Source organism: Anianabacter salinae (assembly GCF_019061145.1).
Lineage (GTDB): Bacteria > Pseudomonadota > Alphaproteobacteria > Rhodobacterales > Rhodobacteraceae > Anianibacter > Anianibacter salinarum.
In genome coordinates this window covers 874,038-890,640 of record NZ_JAHQZS010000001.1, presented here as the reverse complement: position 1 = coordinate 890,640, position 16,603 = coordinate 874,038, and the positions used below count along the sequence as shown (strand labels likewise).

Below are 16,603 nucleotides of genomic sequence, written 5' to 3'. Positions count from 1 at the left end.
CGGCTATTCGCCTGCCGCGCCGGGCGCGATGGCCCAGACCAGCGTGACCTGCGCCGAGGTCTCGACCTCGCCCCGCGCGACCGGGCCGCTGTCGCGCATCATCGCTGCTTCCATCATCATCGGCCGGTTGTCGCCCTGGCTGCCCTCACGGATCGAGGTGATCGCGCCAAGCGACACGCCCGCCGCCTCTGCCAGCAGCTCTGCCTTGCGCCGCGCATCCGCGACGGCCGCCTTGCGCGCCTCGTCCAGCACCGGTTCGGGATCGGCCAGTCCGAACGAAAGCCCCTGGAAATTGTTCGCGCCGACCTGAAGCACCGCGTCCATCACGGTGCCAAGCGTGTCCAGATTGCGGACCCGGACCCGCAGGTTGGTCGAGGCCGAAAAGCCGACGATCTCACGCGCGAACATCTCGGGGCGGGTGCGGTCCTCGGCCCAGATCGGGTTCAGCGACAGATCGCTGGTCTGCATGTCCCGCTCTGCGATGCCTGTCTCCGTCAGCGCGGCGATGATCGCATCGGCACGCTCCGAGGTCTGCGCCATCGCCTCCGACGCGCCTTCGGCCTCGGTGACGACACCCAGACTGATCTGGGCCATGTCGGGCACCGATTGCACGCGCCCCTCTCCCGTCACGGTGATTTGACCGCTCGATACCGACTGCGCGGCAGCCGGGGTGGTCAGGGCAAGGCCCAGAAAAAGCACGATCCAGCGCATGGAGTCCTCCTGTTGAAAGTCCTGTGCAACATCGCGCGGCAAGCCGCCGGTGCCAAGGGCGACGATCCGCCTTTTCCTTTTACTCGGCGGACTCTTGCATTAGGGTTCGGGCACCCACGGGGAGTGTTCCCCGCATGCTGCATGGCCTGATTACCGACCGATGAAGCCGAATTTCGCGCTCAGCCTCAGTTTCGATGGCGTTGCCCTCTATCACCGGACATCCTCGGGATGGCTGACCGTCGGCACCGCCTCGCTCGAGGACCCCGATCTTGCAGAGCGCATGCGCGTGCTGCGGCGCACCGCGTCCGAACTGGAACCGCGCGGCGTCTCGACCAAGCTGATCATCCCCAATTCCGAGATCCTCTACCGCGAGGTTGCGGCGCCCGGCCCCGGCCAGCACTCGCGCGAATTGCAGGTGCGTCAGTCGCTTGAGGGGATGACCCCGTACGCGGTCGAGGATCTGGCCTGGGATTACCGGGCGGCAGGCGATCACGCCCGTGTCGCGGTCGTCGCCAAGGAAACCCTGGCCGAGGCGGAAAGCTTTGCCATCGACCACCGGTTCAATCCGGTGTCCTACGTCGCCGTGCCGGACGGCACCTGGTTCGAGGGTGAGCCGTTCTTCGGCCAGACCGCTCATGCGTCCACCTTCCTGGGGCGGCGCGAAGCGGTCGAGCGCGATACGGCGCCCGTGCGCACGTCGGGCGAGATTCGCCATGCTTCGCCCGAACAAGAGGCCCGGCCGGTGGTCGAGACCTCGGAATCCGAGCCGGTCATCACCTCACCGCTGCGCGAACCCGCGATCGCCGCAACGCGCGATGACCCTGCGCCGATGGCGCAAGCCGTGGCCGAGCCGTCTGCTGCAAAGCCGCCAGAGGCACCCGCCGCCAAAAAGGCGCCCGCCAAGCCCAAGGCCCCCGCACGCGCACCTGCCGGACACTCGCTTTTCGACCGCCCTGCGGCCAAGCCGGTGGTCAAGCCCGAGGCCGAGGCAGAGACCGCTCCCGCCCAGGGCAAGGCGCGCGTCCCGTCGGTCACACCGGCGTTCTCGACACGCCGCACCGCCGATCCCGCGGGCGGCAGCCTGTCAGCCGCCCCGGCGCTCGAACGTGCCGCGCCTCGGATCGGCATCGCCGCGCTGGCGCCACCCGATCCGGTTGCACCGCCCGAGGCCCCGGCCTCGCGGCAGAACGGCTATTACAGCAACGGCAAATCCGCGCCCCAGACCGACGCGGACCCCGCACAGCAGGGCCGCCTCGATGCGCTGAAATCGAAGTTCGCATTCGATCTGCCCCGGATGAAGACTGGCGCGCTTGCTGCGGGTGTCGCCCCGATGCTCGAACGCACCCGAAAGATGGCCCGCAAGGCGGTCGAGCGACGCCCGAAGGACCCCACGCCCGCCAAGCGCGAGGCCGAGGCGCTGACCATCTTCAGCCAGCGCGGCAAGGAGCCCCGCAAGGCCTCTGCACGCACCGGCATGATGCTGACGCTCGTTCTTGCGGCGGTCATGGTGCTGGTGGCGCTTGGCTCGTTGTTCCTGACCGGTACCGGCACGGACCCCGAGACGCCGTTGGCTTCAGCGCCCGCGCCCGCGCTGCCGATCGAAGACGCGGCAGGCCGCCCCGACACCGCCGCGCTGACGCCTGACCGCCCCGAGGATCTGGTGCTTGCGCCCGAGGCGCTGGACGGCGACGCCATCGCCGCCATCGACCCTGCCGAGGGTCTCGACATTCCCCTGCCGGACGTTCCCGCCGAACCGGAGCCGGAACTCGCACCCAAGGCCGAAATCGCCACCCCGGCGCCCGTCGTGCGCCCGCCAGAACAGGCGCTGACGCCCGAGATGGCAGAGGCCCGCTATGCCGCGACCGGCATCTGGCAACTTGCGCCCGATCCCATCGCGCCGCCGGTGTCGCAATCGCTCGACGATCTCTACGTCGCTTCGATCGACCCTGTCGTGACCTCGGAAGATGCCTTCGCCCTGCCCGAGGCGCCCGGCCGCGCCGGGGACACCGCCCCGGCCTCGCAACTGGCGCCTGCGCCCTTCGGCACCGCCTTCGAATTCGACGATCGCGGCCTCGTGGTCGCCACGCCGGACGGCGCGCTGTCGCCCGAAGGGATAGAGGTGTTCTCGGGTGCGCCCTCGGTGGTGCCCGGGCCCCGGCCCGAGGGTCTGGCCCCCGCCACGGGCGCGCAACAGGGCGCCGAGCCGACCGGCGACGGGGAAACGCTGCTGGACGCGCCGGACACGCTGCCCCGCCTGCGTCCGCCCGCAAGGCCCGAAGACCTGGTCGAGGGCAACGAGCGCGCACGCCTCGGCGGCCGCACCCTGACCGAGCTTGCCGCCTTCCGCCCGACCTTGCGTCCCGAGGGGCTGGCCACCGCCCCCCTCTCCGAAGACACCGCCGAGGCGCCGCGCCCCGAGGACAGTCTGCCGGTGACCGAGAACGCCATCGCGGCCTCGGTCCTGCCGCGCCAGCGTCCGGCGAATTTCTCCGACGTCGTGTCTGCGGCGCGGGCGGCAGAGACGGTGCAGACCGCGTCTCTGGACACCACCGAGCTGGACGAGCCCGACCCGCCTGCTGCCAATATCGCGGCAGCGCAGATCCCCGCTGCGCCCGTGCGCGCCGACGTCGCGCGCACCGCGACCGTGTCCAACGCGATCAGCCTTGGACAGCTCAACCTGATCGGCGTCTACGGCGCCGCCTCGGACCGCCGCGCGCTCTTGCGCCTGTCCTCGGGGCGCTACGTCAAGGTCAAGATCGGCGACAAGGTCGATGGCGGACAGGTTGCGGCCATCGGTTCGGACGAATTGCGTCTGATCAAGAACGGCCGCAACGTGACGCTGACCCTGCCGCGCGGCTGACCGTCGCGGCTGCAAGGCCAAGCCTGCTGAACCCATCTTTGGTCTGGAAATACTCCGGGGAGGTCCGGAGGGGCAGCGCCCCTCCGGCCCCCTCCGCCCGGCGCAGCGCAATGAAAACGGGGCGCGCAAGGTCTCCCCCGCGCGCCCCGTCCGGTCCTCCCTGGCGGACCTCGGCCTTTTGCGCCGCGCCTATTCGGCAGCGACGTCGCCGTATTCGCCTTTCGCCATTTCCTCGGCCTCGATCGATTCGAACAGCGCCTTGAAATTGCCCTCGCCGAATCCGTCGTCGCCCTTGCGCTCGATGAACTCGAAGAAGATCGGCCCGATCACGGTCTTGGAAAAGATCTGCAGCAGGATCCTCGTCTCGCCGCCGTCCACGACGCCTTCACCGTCGATCAGGATGCCGTGTTTTTTCATCCGCGCGACCGGCTCGTCATGGCCCTCGACCCGCTTGAAGCTGAGATCGTAATAGGCATCGGGCGGGCCGGGCATGAACTGCACGCCCTTCGCGGCGATGGCGTCGGTGGCGTCATAGATGTTCCGTGCGCCAACCGCGATGTGCTGGATGCCTTCGCCATTGTATTTCTTGAGGTAATTGACGATCTGCCCGGTCTCGCCCCGATCCTCGTTGATCGGGATGCGGATGCGCCCGCACGGCGAGGTCAGCGCGCGGCTGCGCAGGCCGGTATACTTGCCCTCGATATCGAAGAAACGGATTTCGCGGAAGTTGAACAGATCGCCGTAGAACCTGAACCATTTGTCCATGTTGCCGGTGAACACGTTGTGGGTCAGGTGATCGAGATAGTAGAACCCCACGCCCTGCGGATGCGCCGTGTCGATCCAGTCGAATTCGGCGTTGTAGGGCGAGGTGTCGTAATAATCCTCGATGAAATAGATCAGCGATCCGCCGATGCCCTTGATCGCGGGCACATCCATCGTCTTGTCATCGCCGGTATAGGCCTCGGCCCCCTTTGACACCGCGTGCTTCAGCGCGTGGTCGGCGTCGACCACGCGCCACGCCATCGACGGCGCGCAGGGGCCATGCTCTTCCACGAAGCGCGCGGCAAAGCTGCCGGGCTCGGCGTTCAGCACATAGGTGATGTCGCCCTGCTGCCAAAGCTCGATCGCCTTGGATTTGTGGGTGGCGACATGGGTGTAGCCCATGCGCGCGAAGGTGTCGCGCAGCGCCTGCGGATCGGGGTGCGCGAATTCGACGAACTCGAAGCCGTCGGTGCCAGCCGGGTTGTCGGCCGTGATCGTCGCTTTCGGGGCGTCGTGTGGGAAGGGTCCCATGATGTCGATCCTCCGGGTCTGATTGCTCCCCTCAAGATACGCCCGGCGGCGCGGGAAATCCGCGCATTCTTGACCCGCATGCGCTCTGGCATGGCCACATTCCGTCATGTATGTGCATTCTCATGCAGGATTCCCGCACCGCGCTCGACGACACCGACAAGCGCCTTCTTGCCGCGCTTCAGGGGGACGCCCACCTGACCGCCGAGGCATTGGGCGCGGTCCTGAACCTGTCGCCCAGCCAGGCGGGACGACGCAGGCAGCGGCTGGAGCAGGCGGGCTACATCACTGGCTATGCCGCGCGCCTTGATCCGGTGCGGCTTGGCCTTGGGGTGCAGGCCTTCGTGCAGGTGCAGATGGCGACGCATGACCCCGACAAGGTGCGCACCTTTGCACGCATCGTGAATGCGCGCCCCGACATTGTCTCGGCCTGGACGCTGACCGGCGATGCCGATTACCTCTTGCGGGTCTATTGCGAGGATCTGGCGGGGCTGAACACGCTGGTCCACGGCGTGCTGCTGCCGCACCCCGCCGTCGCCCGCGTCCAGAGCCAGATCGTCATGGACCAGTTCAAGCCGGACGCCCCGCTGCCGACCTGAAGCTGCCGCGCCTCCGGGCGCGTCCCGGGCCTTGCGCCAATCGCACAGGCACCCTGCGAAAGGAGCGCAATCGCGCTATGTTACTGCCTTGTGGAAAGAACGGAGTCCGGGGAAACTGGGCACGGGACGAAAGGGCATCGGGCAGGCATGGACGGATTTCTTCTTCAGGCGACGATCTATCTGGCCACGGCGGTGATCGCGGTGCCGCTTGCGGCGCGTCTGGGGCTGGGATCGGTGCTGGGCTATCTCGTCGCCGGGATCCTGATCGGCCCTGTCTTCGGCTTCATCGGTTCGGGCAGCGAGGCAGAGGATCTGCAGCATTTCGCCGAGTTCGGCGTCGTGATGATGCTGTTCCTCATCGGGCTGGAGCTTGAGCCGCGCGCGCTTTGGAACATGCGCCACAGGCTACTGGGTCTGGGGGGTCTGCAGATCCTCTTGACCATGGGCCTTGTGACCGCTGCCGCCATGGCGCTGGGACAACCGCTGCAGACCGCGCTTGCCATCGGCATGATCCTTGCGCTGTCCTCGACCGCCATCGTGCTGCAAACCCTGTCCGAGAAGAACCTGATGCAGACCGGCGGCGGCAGGTCGACGTTTTCGGTGCTGCTGACGCAGGACATCGCGGTGATCCCGATGCTGGCGCTGATGCCGCTTCTGGCGGTCGCGCAGGGGCCGCTGTTCGGCCCGGACGGATCGGTGGTCCGCCAGGGGGCCGGGGATCACGCGGCGGACGGGGCGCACGGCGGCCTGTCGCTGGTGGAAGGCTTGCCGGGCTGGGGCGTCACGCTGGTGACGCTGGGCGCGGTGGCGGTGGTGATCCTTCTGGGCATCTACGCGACGCGCCCGCTGTTCCGCTTCATCCACGCCGCGCGCCTGCGCGAGATGTACACCGCCTTTGCGCTGCTGATCGTCGTCGGCATCGCGTTCCTGATGACGCTGGTGGGGCTGTCGCCCGCGCTTGGCACCTTCCTGGCGGGCGTCGTGCTGGCCAACAGCGAATTCCGGCACGAGCTGGAATCGGACATCGAGCCGTTCAAGGGCCTGCTTCTGGGCCTGTTCTTCATCACCGTCGGCGCCAGCGTGAACTTCGCCGTCCTCAGTGCGCAGCCGTTCACCATCATCGGCCTGACGCTGGGTCTGATGCTGGTGAAGGGACTGGTGTTGTATGGCCTGGCCCAACTGTTCAAGCTGCGGGGCCGCGACCAGTGGCTGTTCACGCTCGGCCTTGCGCAGGCGGGTGAGTTCGGCTTCGTGCTGATCTCGTTCGCGCTGCAACAGAACGTCCTTGGCCCCGCCATCGGAGAGCGTCTTTTGCTGATCGTGGCGCTGTCGATGATGCTGACGCCGCTGTTCTTCATCGCCTACGACCAGATCTCCAAGCGCATCGTCGACGCGGTCGATGACCTTGAGGGTGACGAGATCGACGAACAGGGCCAGATCATCATCGCGGGCGTCGGCCGGTTCGGGCAGGTCGTCAACCGCATGGTGCAGATGTCGGGGTTCAAGACCACGGTTCTGGACCATGACCTCAAGACCATCCAGTTGATGCGCAAGTTCGGCTTCAAGGGCTATTTCGGCGACCCCACGCGCCCCGACATCCTGCACGCCGCCGGGCTGGCCGAGGCGAAGGTGCTAGTCGTGGCGCTCGACGACAAGAACGCGGCGACGCGCCTTGTGGCCTATGCCCGGCGCGAACGGCCCGACATGCACATCGTCGCCCGTGCCCGCGACCGCAGCCATGTCTATGAACTGTACCGCGCGGGCGCGAACGACATCGTGCGCGAATTGTTCGACAGCTCCTTGCGGGCGGGCCGCTATGTGCTTGAGAACATGGGCCTGACCGAGTTCGAGGCGAACGAGCTGGAAACCACATTCTATCACATGGACCGCGAGGCGGTGCGCGAGCTGGCCTCGCTGTGGAAACCCGGCGTGCCGGTCGAGCAGAACACCGCCTATGTCGAGCGCGCGCGCGAGTTGAACAAGGATCTCGAAACCGCGCTTCTGGATCAGTTCACCGATGACGACGGCGCGCGCAAGACGGGCACCTAGGCCAGCTAGCCTTCGCTGACCCCCGCCTCGGCAAAGCTGGCCATGCCGGAATGGCAGGCAACCGCGCCCTTCAGAATGCCGATCGCCAGCGCCGCGCCCGATCCCTCGCCCAGCCTCAGGCCCAGCGACAGCAGCGGCGCCTTGCCCAGATGTTCAAGCAGGCGGCCATGGGCGCCCTCGGCCGACAGGTGCCCCGCGACGGAGTGATCCAATGCGCCCGCCTGCGCCCGTTCCAGCACGGCGGCGGCGGCGGTGCAGATGAAACCATCGAGGATCACCGGGATCCGCAGCATCCGCGCGCGCAGGATCGCGCCGGCCATCGCGGCAAGCTCGCGCCCCCCGACACGGGCGAGCGCGTCCAGCGGATCGTCCAGCGCAGCGCCGTGCAGCGCCAGCGCCTCGGTCACGACCTGCGCCTTGCGCGACAGCCCCGCATCGTCGACGCCGGTGCCCCGCCCGACCCACATCTCGGCCCCGCCGCCAAAGAGCGCAGCAGCCAGCGCGGCGGCGGCGGTGGTGTTGCCGATGCCCATCTCGCCCGTCACCAGAAGATCAGCGCCCGGATCGACCGCATCCCAGCCTGCCGCCATCGCCGCGGCGCATTCGCCTTCGGTCATCGCGGGCGCTGCGGTGAAATCGGCGGTGGGCCGGTCCAGATCCAGCGGCACGACGGTCATCTGTGCCCCGAAGGCGCGGGCAAGCTGGTTGATCGCGGCGCCGCCACCCTCGAAATTCGCCACCATCTGCACAGTCACTTCCGGGGGAAACGCCGACACGCCGCGCGCCGTCACGCCGTGGTTCCCGGCGAAGACGATCACCTGCGGACGCTCCAGCCGCGGGCGGGCGTCGCCGCGCCAGCCCGCATACCAGATCGCCAGATCTTCCAGTCGCCCGAGCGATCCCGGCGGCTTGGTCAGCGATCCGTTGCGGCCGCGCGCTGCATCCTCTGCGCCGGAATCGCTGCCCGGCAGCGTGGTCAGACAGGCACGGAAGGCGGCAAGATCGGCGGGGGCTTTGGTCATGTCAGTCACTCGTTGATTGCGGTGCATTCCCGGCTTATCGGTTGCCGCAGGCAAGCGACAAGGGACAAACGGCAGATGACGACCGCAAGCGACACCGCCCTTGCCCGGGGCTCTGACATCCTGGTGGCGCTGGCCCTGCTGACCCGCCTGCCGGGGCTGGCGAACACGGACCGGACACGCGGCGCACGGGCAGCCTGGGCCTATCCGGTGGCCGGGGCCTGTGTCGCGGCGATCGCCTGGGCGGCAGGGGCGTTTGCCCTGTGGATGGGGCTGGCGCCGCCCTTCGCCGCCGGGCTGGCGCTGCTCGCCGCCGTGATGGTCACCGGCGCGCTGCACGAGGACGGGCTGGCCGACGTGGCCGACGGGTTCTGGGGCGGCTGGGACACCGCGCGGCGGCTGGAGATCATGAAGGACAGCCGGATCGGCAGCTACGGCGTGATCGCGCTGGGGCTGTCGCTGATCCTGCGATGGGCGGCGCTGACCATGCTGCTGGACGCGGGCGGCGCGCTTTGGGCATTCGTCGCAGCGGGGGCGGCGTCGCGCGCGGGTATGGCATCGGTGATGGGCGCCCTGCCCCATGCGCGCGAAGGCGGCCTGTCGCACGCGACCGGACGGCCCGAAGCGGGCACGATCTGGCTTGGCGTGCTCGTCGCCGCGGGGATCGGGCTGGTGGCTGTCGGCTTTGGCATCTTCGCCGTCGCGCTGGCCGTCGCGGTCGTCTGCGCCGCTGCCGCGCTGGTCGCCCGGTCCAAGATCGGTGGACAGACCGGGGACGTGCTGGGCGCCGCGCAACAACTGGCCGAGATCGCCGCGCTTATGGTCCTCGCCTCGGCCTAGGCCGCGCGGGGCAGAGTTTCACGGAAACTCTGCGGGCAAATCCTTGAATGAGGATTTGCGCCTAGTCGCCCGGCAGGCGCGCGGTGTTCCAGCGCGATTCCAGCGCCTCGATGGCGGCGATGCGCTCGGACGTCTTGGGATGGCTCATCATCCAGGCGGGCATCGGCGCCGCGCCCGAGGATGTCAGCTTTTCCAGCTTTCGAAACAGCGACTTCTGCGGCTCGGTGCCGATCCCCGCCTTGGTCAGCAGAGCGGCAGCATAGGCGTCCGCCTCGTATTCATCGCTGCGCGACAACTTGGCGCTGAGCAGCGAGGACAGCGCATTGGCGATCAGCACGCCGATCCCCGGCAGGAACCGCGACAGCACCATCGCCAGCCCCATCCGCAGCGCGTTCGAGCCGGAAAAGTCGATCATCCGCCGCCGCGAATGCCCCAGCGCCACATGGCCCAGTTCATGCGCCACGACGCTTGCCATCTCTTCCGCGCTGACCATGCCGCTGCGGTATTTGTTGTAGAAGCCGCGCGTGATGAAGATACGCCCGTCGGGGGCGGCCAGCCCGTTCACCGGGTCGATCTCGTAAATGTGCAGCTTGACCCGCTCGACCTCCAGCGCCTTGGCCATGGGCGCGAGCACCTTGTGCAATCCGGGATCGGCCAGTTCCGCCGATCTGGCGTCCAGTTCCCGCGCGGTGCGCCACGACGAGAAGCGATACATCGCAATCCCGTACAGAAGCGCCAGAAGGAGCGGTGTGAATTTCAACATGGGTGAGATGTGGGGGCCGCGCAGCCCGCTGTCCAGACACGGGCGCGTGTGTGCCCGCTGCACCGCGCCGCAAGGATCAGTCCCATGCGGCCGGCATCCGCGTCGGCCCCCGGAACGCCCATCCGGCGATATGTACATCGCCCGCAAGGCGCAGCCCTGGCAAACGCTCGAACAGGAGCGGCAGCGCGACATCCGCAATCATCGCGCGCGACGCGGCAGCCCCGGCGCAGAAATGCGGCCCGGCTCCAAAGGCGAGGGAGCCGCGCGTGTCGCGGGTCATGTCGAAGACGTCCGGGTCCATCCACGCCGCCTCGTCCCGGTTGCCCGAGCCGAACATGAAGAACACCCGGTCTTCCGGCGCGAATGTCACGCCCTCGGCGGTGTCCGCCCGCGCCACCCGGCGCGGTGACATGCCGATGGGCGAGATCCAGCGCGCATATTCCTCGAATGCTGCGCGCCAGTCAGCACCGCCCGCCCGGATCAAGGCAAGCTGATCGGGATGGGTCAGAAGCGCCCATGCCGCCCCTGCAATGGCATCGCGCGGCTCGTTCTGCCCGCCCGAGATCGCCAGTTTCACATTGGCCCGAAGACTGTCCATCGGCAGCCCCGCCTCAAGCTGCACCGAGACCAGCGACAGATCAGGCGCCGCCCTGAGCGCGTCCACGCGCGCGTCGATATGCGCGTCGATCGACGCGGTGCAGTCACGGCATCGCGCCTCGACTGCGGGATCGCCGGTGTAGTTGGCGATGCCGTCGATCATGCCCTGGCTGACGCGGTCCATCTCGCGCCAGTCCATGTTGGTCAGCCCGGTGATCGCCTTCAGTGCCTCGGCAGACACCGGCATGGCATAGTCGCGCACCAGATCGCAGCCGCCCGAGGGGGCAATCCGGTCCAGGATCGCATGCGCCGCGCTGCGGAACTGCGCGGTCCAGACGTCGCGCACGGTGCGAGGCGAAAAGGCGGGAAACGTCGCGCGGCGCTCGGCGGCATGGGCCTCGCCGTCCTTGCGCATCATGTTCTGGCCCATGAGCAGCGTCATCAGCCCCTGCGGCTGATCGCTGGAGAACACATCCGTGCGCTTTTCCTCACGCGCGATGGCCTCGCGCCGGGTGAACAGCGTGGCGCCAAGCTGCGGCACGAAAGCCACCGGAGCGTCGGCGCGCATCCGCTTGAGGTCGGGATAGGGATCGGCATGAAACGCCGCCACGTCGATCTCGTAGACCGGTGCTGTCGACATCCGCTCGCGCCCTCCCCATGGCCGGGGACACAGTGACCGAGGCATGCGTTCGGCTCAAGCCTCATGCGCGGCGCTCAGGCCTTGTCGCGCTTGCGCTCGGCCCGCAGCGCGGCGCGCAGCCACAGACCCAGCAGCAACGCGACCACCCCCGTTGCGAGGGCGCCCGACAGGTTGCTCATCAGCCCCGCCACCGTCTCGATGTTGTCTGCGAACAGGTAGCCAAGCCCGACATAAAGCGTGACCCAGATCGCCTCGCCCGCGATGTCCCACAGGGTGAACCGCAACGGGTTCATGCCCAGCGCCCCCGCCACCAGATTGACCCAAGGGCCAAGGGGCGCGACGGCCCAGGTCGAAAAGAACACGCCGACGCCGCCGCGGCGTTCCACGACGCGTCGCGCCCGCGCCAGCACCCTTGCCCGCGCCTCGTTGCGCGCGATCCGGTCCAGGATCGCCTCGCCGCCCCAGCGCCCGATGCGAAACCCCACCTGGTCGCCCAGAACCGCGCCGACAAAGGCCGCGCCCGCCACCTCGGCGACCTCCAAGTCGCCCGAAGCGCCAAAGGCGCCGCCCGTCAGCATCAGCAGCGACGTCGGGATCGGCAGGAACAGGCAGGACAGGAATGCAGCCAGACCGATGGCAAGGACACCGTAGTCGGCGACCAGAAGGAACAGTGTCTCGATCATGGGCCGGGATGCCCGCGATCCGCCGCGACCGCCTCGATCCGCGCGATCAGCTCCTCCAGCGGAACCCCTTCCTTCTCGGCGATCTCGTCCAGCGTCAGGCGTTCCCCGGGCGGCGGCATCATCTCGCCCAGCGCCGCCTCGATGTCGGCGCGCGTCATGTGCCAGCTGCGGGCGACATAGCGCGGCGTCATCCAGCCCTCGATGGCCTGGACGCGGTGATCGGGATCGGTCCAGTAGACGGCGAACAGCACCGCGCGGCCGGTGAAGACGACGGCCAGCGCAAGTGCCACGGCAAAGGCCGCCGTCAGCCAGGGCTGGGCGCGAAAGGCAGCCCGCAAGCGGCCAGCAAAGGACAGGCGCGGCATCTTCTCAGCGCCCCAGAACGCGCATGCCGCGTTCGATCCCGGCAAGCGTCATCGGCACCATGCGCTCGGGGCCAAGGATCTCGCGGATCATCGCGGTCGACTGCGTATGCGCCCAGTGGCGTTCCGGCACCGGGTTGATCCACATGTGATCGGGCCACTGGTCGCGCGCACGGGCCAGCCAGGTCTGGCCCGCCTCGGGGTTCCAGTGCTCGTTCGCGCCGCCCGGAAAGGCGATCTCGTAGGGCGACATCGCGGCATCGCCCACGAAGATGCACTTGTAGTCCGGCCCGTAGGTGCGCAGCACGTCCCAGGTCGGGACCTGCTCGGTCCAGCGGCGATGCGAATCGCGCCAGACGCCTTCATAAAGGCAGTTGTGGAAATAGAAGTGTTCGAGATGCTTGAACTCGGTGCGCGCCGCCGAGAACAGCTCTTCCACGACGCGGACATGGTCGTCCATCGAGCCGCCCACATCGAGGAACAGCAGCACCTTGACCGCATTGCGCCGCTCGGGCCGGGTCTTGACGTCGAGGTATCCGTTCTCGGCGGTGGCGCGGATGGTGCCGTTCAGGTCCAGTTCCTCGTGCGCACCGTCGCGGGCCCATTTGCGCAGGCGCTTGAGCGCCACCTTGATCGTACGCGTGCCGATCTCGACGCTGTCGTCGTAGTCGCGGAACTCGCGCTTGTCCCAGACCTTGACCGCGCGGCGATGACGGCTTTCGTGCTGGCCGACGCGCACGCCTTCGGGGTTGTAGCCATAGGCGCCGAAGGGCGAGGTGCCGGCGGTGCCGATCCATTTGCTGCCGCCCTGGTGGCGGCCTTCCTGTTCCTTGAGCCGATCCTTTAGGGTCTCGATCAGCTTGTCGAAGCCGCCCAGCGCCTCGATCTCGCGCCGTTCTTCCTCGGACAGGTGCTTCTCGGCCATCTTGCGCAGCCATTCCTCGGGGATGTCGACAGCGTTCAGCACATCCTGCGCGGACATCCCGGACAACCCCTGGAACGCGGCGGCGAAGGCCCGGTCGAAGCGGTCGATATGCCGCTCGTCCTTCACCATCGCAGCGCGGGCAAGATAGTAGAAGCCATCTATGTCATAGGTCACAAGACCCGCGCGCATCGCTTCAAGAAAGGTCAGGTATTCGCGCAGCGACACCGGCAGCTTCGCGGCGCGCAAGGTCTCGAAAAACGGCAGAAACATCGTGGCCCCTTGCCCCGTGGCCTACGGGGAATGCGTATTTGGTTCAAAGAAGAAACGGAAAGCCGACTCTCAAGCACCCTTCATTCATCCTTGCCAAAATACGCAAAAAATATCCGGTCTCACAACCGGCGCGCCGCCGGGTCAGCCGAACAGCGCGGTCACGATCATCCCGCCGAACAGGCCCACCAGCCCGAAGAAGATGCCGAAACCGGCGGCGTATTGCGCCATGTCATAGGCGTTGCCCTTGCGTTTGCGCGCAAGCCAGCCGCCCCAAAGCGCGCCGATCAGCGCGCATCCCAATGCGATCATGCCCTAGCCCCCGGTCCTGTTGCGCGGCGACAGCTGGGCGATCTCGGATGCCCGTTCGCGCACCGCCGCGTCCGCGCCGAAGCCGTATCGCGCCCAGCCAAGGCTGTCGAGCCGGACCGCGCGCGCCTGCGCCGCCTCGCCCAGAAGATCCAGCGCCTCGGCCTTTATCATCAGGAGCGTAGCATAAAGCGCCGCGTTCTCTGCCTCGGCCACGGGCGCGATGCTGCCGTCGACCAGTTCGATCGCGGCGCGCGGTTGGTTCGACGACAGCGCGAAGGCCGCAAGCTGCATCGCCACATGCGCGGCATGTAGCTGCGTCTCGGGGCGCGAGTCGTAGATCTTGCGGGCCTGCAGGAAGGACGCCAGCGCCACGTCGCTTTCGCCGGAGAGCGACAGCCGCCCCAGCGCGAACAGCGAGAATGCCATGCGGTTGTCGGTCCAGCCCTGGCCTTGCGCGATCTGCACCGCGCGGCGGGCGGCGGCCTGGCGGCGCTGCGGCGTGGCACGCGGGCCAAGCGCCTCTTCCACGGCGTCGATCCAGGCGCGCGGGCTGGCGCCTGCGGGGCGAGGCGGCACGCCCTGCCCCGCGGGGTTCAGCCGCGCCAGGATCATCGGCAAACGCTGCGCAACCTGCTCGCGGGTCATGCCCGACGACAGCGCGGGGTCGTAGTAGCTGCGCAGGACCAGCATGTCGAAGCCGGTCAGCACGGTGTGGAAATTGTCGTCGTTGAACACCGAATCCGGCAGCCGGTAGAGATCGTTGAGCGGGCCGAGCGCCTGCGCCAGTTCCTCGTGCAGGCAATCGCGGATCTCTTGCGGGCTGGTGTCACCGGGGATGAAGATCGCCAGCCGTTCGCGGGTGGTCAGCGTCGTCCAGTCGACCAGCGTGCCCCGCCGGTCGCCGCGGTATTCGTCCCAGCTTGCCACGCGCGGCACGACAAAGCACGCCGCCTGCGGCACGGACCGCTGCAGATCGCGGCGCGACACCACCTCGATGGTGATCGAGGCGGCGGCGGAGGCGGGCACCTGGCTGATCGAGATCCCGGCTTCGCGGCGCAGGCGGCTAAGCAGCCGCGCCAGATCGGGGCCCATGCTGGGCGGCACGTCGCCCGTCACGCGCACGCTGATCGGGCCTTCAAAGCGGCTCATCACCGGGATCGCGCGGCCGCTTTCAAGCTGGAACGACAGATCGATGAAATCGCGCGCGATATCCGCGTTGGACCGCGTCGCGCGGTGGCTGGTCGCAGTCGGAAAGGTCTTCATCGGCGGCAGCGCCAGCGGCATGCCGTCAAGGCGGGCGGCACCCGCGCCGTTGTCCCCGGGCGACGGCGCCGCGCAGGCGGTCAGCAGCGCAAGCGCGGCTCCGGCGAGGAATTTCATCATGGTTTCGGCCTGTCGTATTTAATGAACGGCGTTACCTGCCCGATCCGATCATAGAGCCGTCTTGCCGTCGCATTGAAGTCCTGAGTCAGCCAGTAGACACGCGGACACTCCATTGTGTCCGCCGCGTCATAGACCGCTTCGATCAGTTTGCGCCCGATCCCCTGCCCCCGGACATCGGGATCGGCGTAAAGATCCTGCAGGTAGCAGACCTTTTCGGTGCGCCACATATGACGGTGAAACAGGTAGTGCACGAGGCCCGCGGGGCGGCCATCCACCTCGGCGATCAGGCCGTGAAAGTCGTGCGCGTCGTCCGACAGAAGCCGCGCGAAAGAGGCGGCATAGACCTCTTCGGGCACGGTCGTCTCGTAGAACGCCAGATAGGCCGTCCACAGCCTGCGCCACTCGGCCTCGTCCCCGGCGTTGACGGGGCGGATCGTGACGGCCACCCTACCGCTCCCGCCGGGCCATGAAGGCCAGCCGCTCGAACAGGTGAACGTCCTGCTCGTTCTTCAGAAGCGCGCCGTGCAGCTTGGGCAGGGCGTTGGCGCCATCCTTACGCAAGTCCTCGGGCGACAGGTCTTCGGCCAGCAGCAGCTTGAGCCAGTCCAGCACCTCGGATGTAGACGGCTTTTTCTTCAGCCCCGGCGTTTCGCGGATCTCGTAGAAGCGGGTCAGCGCCTCGGTCAGCAGCGCGTCCTTGATGCCGGGATGGTGCACCTCGACGATGCGGCGCAGCGTATCGGCCTCGGGAAAGCGGATGTAGTGGAAGAAACAGCGGCGCAGGAAGGCGTCGGGCAGTTCCTTTTCGTTGTTCGAAGTGATGATGACGATGGGCCGCTGCCGCGCCGCCACCGTCTCGCCGGTCTCGTAGACGTGGAACTCCATCCGGTCGAGCTCCTGCAGAAGGTCGTTCGGAAACTCGATGTCGGCCTTGTCGATCTCGTCGATCAGCAGCACCACGCGGCCGTCAGCCTGAAACGCCTGCCACAGCTTGCCCTGCCGGATATAGTTGCGCACGTCGTTGACGCGTTCGTCGCCCAGCTGGCTGTCGCGCAACCTGCTGACCGCGTCGTATTCGTAAAGCCCCTGCTGCGCGCGGGTGGTGGACTTGATGTGCCATTCAAGGATCGGCAGGCCCAGCGCGCCCGCGACCTGCCGCGCCAGTTCGGTCTTGCCGGTGCCGGGCTCTCCCTTGACCAGAAGCGGGCGTTCCAGCGTGATCGCGGCATTGACGGCGACGGTCAGATCGCCCGTGGCGACGTAATCCTTGGTTCCGGTGAACTGCATGGGGGCATCCTTGGGG

At 67.8% G+C, this 16,603-nt stretch carries 16 protein-coding genes; 4 read left to right on the top strand and 12 right to left on the bottom strand.

Annotated features, from left to right (window positions below):
- Window positions 1-3: 3 nt before the first annotated feature.
- Window positions 4-711: an SIMPL domain-containing protein gene (locus KTJ87_RS04385; RefSeq protein ID WP_267137840.1), complete on the bottom strand. Its 708-nt coding sequence runs from the start codon at window positions 709-711 to the stop codon at window positions 4-6.
- 160 nt (window positions 712-871) lie between these two features.
- On the opposite strand from KTJ87_RS04385, the gene KTJ87_RS04380 reads away from it, so the two are divergent.
- Window positions 872-3,571: a hypothetical protein gene (locus KTJ87_RS04380; RefSeq protein ID WP_267137839.1), complete on the top strand. Its 2,700-nt coding sequence runs from the start codon at window positions 872-874 to the stop codon at window positions 3,569-3,571.
- Between the two features lie 189 nt (window positions 3,572-3,760).
- On the opposite strand, the gene hppD is transcribed toward KTJ87_RS04380, so the two are convergent.
- Window positions 3,761-4,864, bottom strand: a complete 1,104-nt coding sequence (gene hppD / locus KTJ87_RS04375; protein WP_267137838.1) for a 4-hydroxyphenylpyruvate dioxygenase — start codon at window positions 4,862-4,864, stop codon at window positions 3,761-3,763.
- Window positions 4,865-4,986: 122 nt separating this feature from the next.
- On the opposite strand from hppD, the gene KTJ87_RS04370 reads away from it, so the two are divergent.
- Window positions 4,987-5,460 carry an Lrp/AsnC family transcriptional regulator gene (locus KTJ87_RS04370; protein ID WP_267137837.1) on the top strand — a complete coding sequence of 158 codons (474 nt, stop codon included), beginning with the start codon at window positions 4,987-4,989 and terminating at the stop codon, window positions 5,458-5,460.
- 147 nt (window positions 5,461-5,607) lie between these two features.
- On the top strand, window positions 5,608-7,509 hold the full coding sequence (locus KTJ87_RS04365; RefSeq protein ID WP_267137836.1) for a monovalent cation:proton antiporter-2 (CPA2) family protein: 1,902 nt from the start codon (window positions 5,608-5,610) through the stop codon (window positions 7,507-7,509).
- Window positions 7,510-7,514: 5 nt separating this feature from the next.
- Here KTJ87_RS04365 and cobT read toward each other — a convergent pair whose 3' ends face one another.
- Window positions 7,515-8,531, bottom strand: a complete 1,017-nt coding sequence (gene cobT / locus KTJ87_RS04360; RefSeq protein WP_267137835.1) for a nicotinate-nucleotide--dimethylbenzimidazole phosphoribosyltransferase — start codon at window positions 8,529-8,531, stop codon at window positions 7,515-7,517.
- 75 nt (window positions 8,532-8,606) lie between these two features.
- Between cobT and cobS the strand changes: the two genes are divergently transcribed.
- Window positions 8,607-9,368 carry an adenosylcobinamide-GDP ribazoletransferase gene (gene cobS / locus KTJ87_RS04355; protein WP_267137834.1) on the top strand — a complete coding sequence of 254 codons (762 nt, stop codon included), beginning with the start codon at window positions 8,607-8,609 and terminating at the stop codon, window positions 9,366-9,368.
- Window positions 9,369-9,429: 61 nt separating this feature from the next.
- Here the strand turns inward: cobS and KTJ87_RS04350 are convergent, their stop codons facing one another.
- The 9 genes from KTJ87_RS04350 to KTJ87_RS04310 all read right to left on the bottom strand — a co-directional run bounded on the left by KTJ87_RS04350 (window position 9,430) and on the right by KTJ87_RS04310 (window position 16,587).
- Window positions 9,430-10,131: a M48 family metalloprotease gene (locus KTJ87_RS04350; protein ID WP_267137833.1), complete on the bottom strand. Its 702-nt coding sequence runs from the start codon at window positions 10,129-10,131 to the stop codon at window positions 9,430-9,432.
- Window positions 10,132-10,207: 76 nt separating this feature from the next.
- Window positions 10,208-11,368 (bottom strand): cytochrome P450, encoded by a 1,161-nt coding sequence (locus KTJ87_RS04345; RefSeq protein ID WP_267137832.1) that lies wholly within the window; start codon window positions 11,366-11,368, stop codon window positions 10,208-10,210.
- Between the two features lie 74 nt (window positions 11,369-11,442).
- The gene (locus tag KTJ87_RS04340) at window positions 11,443-12,051 is read right to left on the bottom strand and encodes a DedA family protein (RefSeq protein WP_267137831.1); all 609 of its coding nucleotides are present in this window, start codon (window positions 12,049-12,051) and stop codon (window positions 11,443-11,445) included.
- Window positions 12,048-12,416, bottom strand: coding sequence for a hypothetical protein (locus KTJ87_RS04335; protein WP_267137830.1), 369 nt, complete (start codon window positions 12,414-12,416; stop codon window positions 12,048-12,050). The genes KTJ87_RS04340 and KTJ87_RS04335 overlap by 4 nt, the downstream gene beginning before the upstream one ends.
- A gap of 4 nt (window positions 12,417-12,420) precedes the next feature.
- Window positions 12,421-13,608, bottom strand: a complete 1,188-nt coding sequence (locus KTJ87_RS04330) for a vWA domain-containing protein (protein ID WP_267137829.1) — start codon at window positions 13,606-13,608, stop codon at window positions 12,421-12,423.
- Window positions 13,609-13,749: 141 nt separating this feature from the next.
- Complete coding sequence (locus KTJ87_RS04325) at window positions 13,750-13,917, bottom strand: hypothetical protein (RefSeq protein ID WP_267137828.1); 168 nt, start codon at window positions 13,915-13,917, stop codon at window positions 13,750-13,752.
- A gap of 3 nt (window positions 13,918-13,920) precedes the next feature.
- On the bottom strand, window positions 13,921-15,300 hold the full coding sequence (locus KTJ87_RS04320; RefSeq protein WP_407650460.1) for a DUF2927 domain-containing protein: 1,380 nt from the start codon (window positions 15,298-15,300) through the stop codon (window positions 13,921-13,923).
- A complete protein-coding gene (locus KTJ87_RS04315) occupies window positions 15,297-15,746 on the bottom strand; it encodes a GNAT family N-acetyltransferase (protein WP_267137827.1) in 450 nt (149 codons plus the stop codon). Before KTJ87_RS04315 ends, KTJ87_RS04320 begins: the two co-directional genes overlap by 4 nt.
- A gap of 1 nt (window position 15,747) precedes the next feature.
- A complete protein-coding gene (locus tag KTJ87_RS04310; protein ID WP_267137826.1) occupies window positions 15,748-16,587 on the bottom strand; it encodes an AAA family ATPase in 840 nt (279 codons plus the stop codon).
- Window positions 16,588-16,603 lie beyond the last annotated feature (16 nt).

Excerpts from the sequence above, each read along its gene's own strand:
- KTJ87_RS04310 (WP_267137826.1), bottom strand. The coding sequence starts at position 16,587 with ATGCAGTTCACCGGAACCAAGGATTACGTCGCCACGGGCGATCTGACC.
- KTJ87_RS04380 (WP_267137839.1), top strand. The coding sequence starts at position 872 with ATGAAGCCGAATTTCGCGCTCAGCCTCAGTTTCGATGGCGTTGCCCTC.
- KTJ87_RS04340 (WP_267137831.1), bottom strand. The coding sequence starts at position 12,051 with ATGATCGAGACACTGTTCCTTCTGGTCGCCGACTACGGTGTCCTTGCC.
- KTJ87_RS04385 (WP_267137840.1), bottom strand. The coding sequence starts at position 711 with ATGCGCTGGATCGTGCTTTTTCTGGGCCTTGCCCTGACCACCCCGGCT.
- KTJ87_RS04335 (WP_267137830.1), bottom strand. The coding sequence starts at position 12,416 with ATGCCGCGCCTGTCCTTTGCTGGCCGCTTGCGGGCTGCCTTTCGCGCC.
- hppD (WP_267137838.1), bottom strand. The coding sequence starts at position 4,864 with ATGGGACCCTTCCCACACGACGCCCCGAAAGCGACGATCACGGCCGAC.
- KTJ87_RS04330 (WP_267137829.1), bottom strand. The coding sequence starts at position 13,608 with ATGTTTCTGCCGTTTTTCGAGACCTTGCGCGCCGCGAAGCTGCCGGTG.
- KTJ87_RS04365 (WP_267137836.1), top strand. The coding sequence starts at position 5,608 with ATGGACGGATTTCTTCTTCAGGCGACGATCTATCTGGCCACGGCGGTG.
- KTJ87_RS04325 (WP_267137828.1), bottom strand. The coding sequence starts at position 13,917 with ATGATCGCATTGGGATGCGCGCTGATCGGCGCGCTTTGGGGCGGCTGG.
- KTJ87_RS04320 (WP_407650460.1), bottom strand. The coding sequence starts at position 15,300 with ATGATGAAATTCCTCGCCGGAGCCGCGCTTGCGCTGCTGACCGCCTGC.
- KTJ87_RS04345 (WP_267137832.1), bottom strand. The coding sequence starts at position 11,368 with ATGTCGACAGCACCGGTCTACGAGATCGACGTGGCGGCGTTTCATGCC.
- cobS (WP_267137834.1), top strand. The coding sequence starts at position 8,607 with ATGACGACCGCAAGCGACACCGCCCTTGCCCGGGGCTCTGACATCCTG.
- KTJ87_RS04370 (WP_267137837.1), top strand. The coding sequence starts at position 4,987 with ATGCAGGATTCCCGCACCGCGCTCGACGACACCGACAAGCGCCTTCTT.
- KTJ87_RS04350 (WP_267137833.1), bottom strand. The coding sequence starts at position 10,131 with ATGTTGAAATTCACACCGCTCCTTCTGGCGCTTCTGTACGGGATTGCG.
- cobT (WP_267137835.1), bottom strand. The coding sequence starts at position 8,531 with ATGACCAAAGCCCCCGCCGATCTTGCCGCCTTCCGTGCCTGTCTGACC.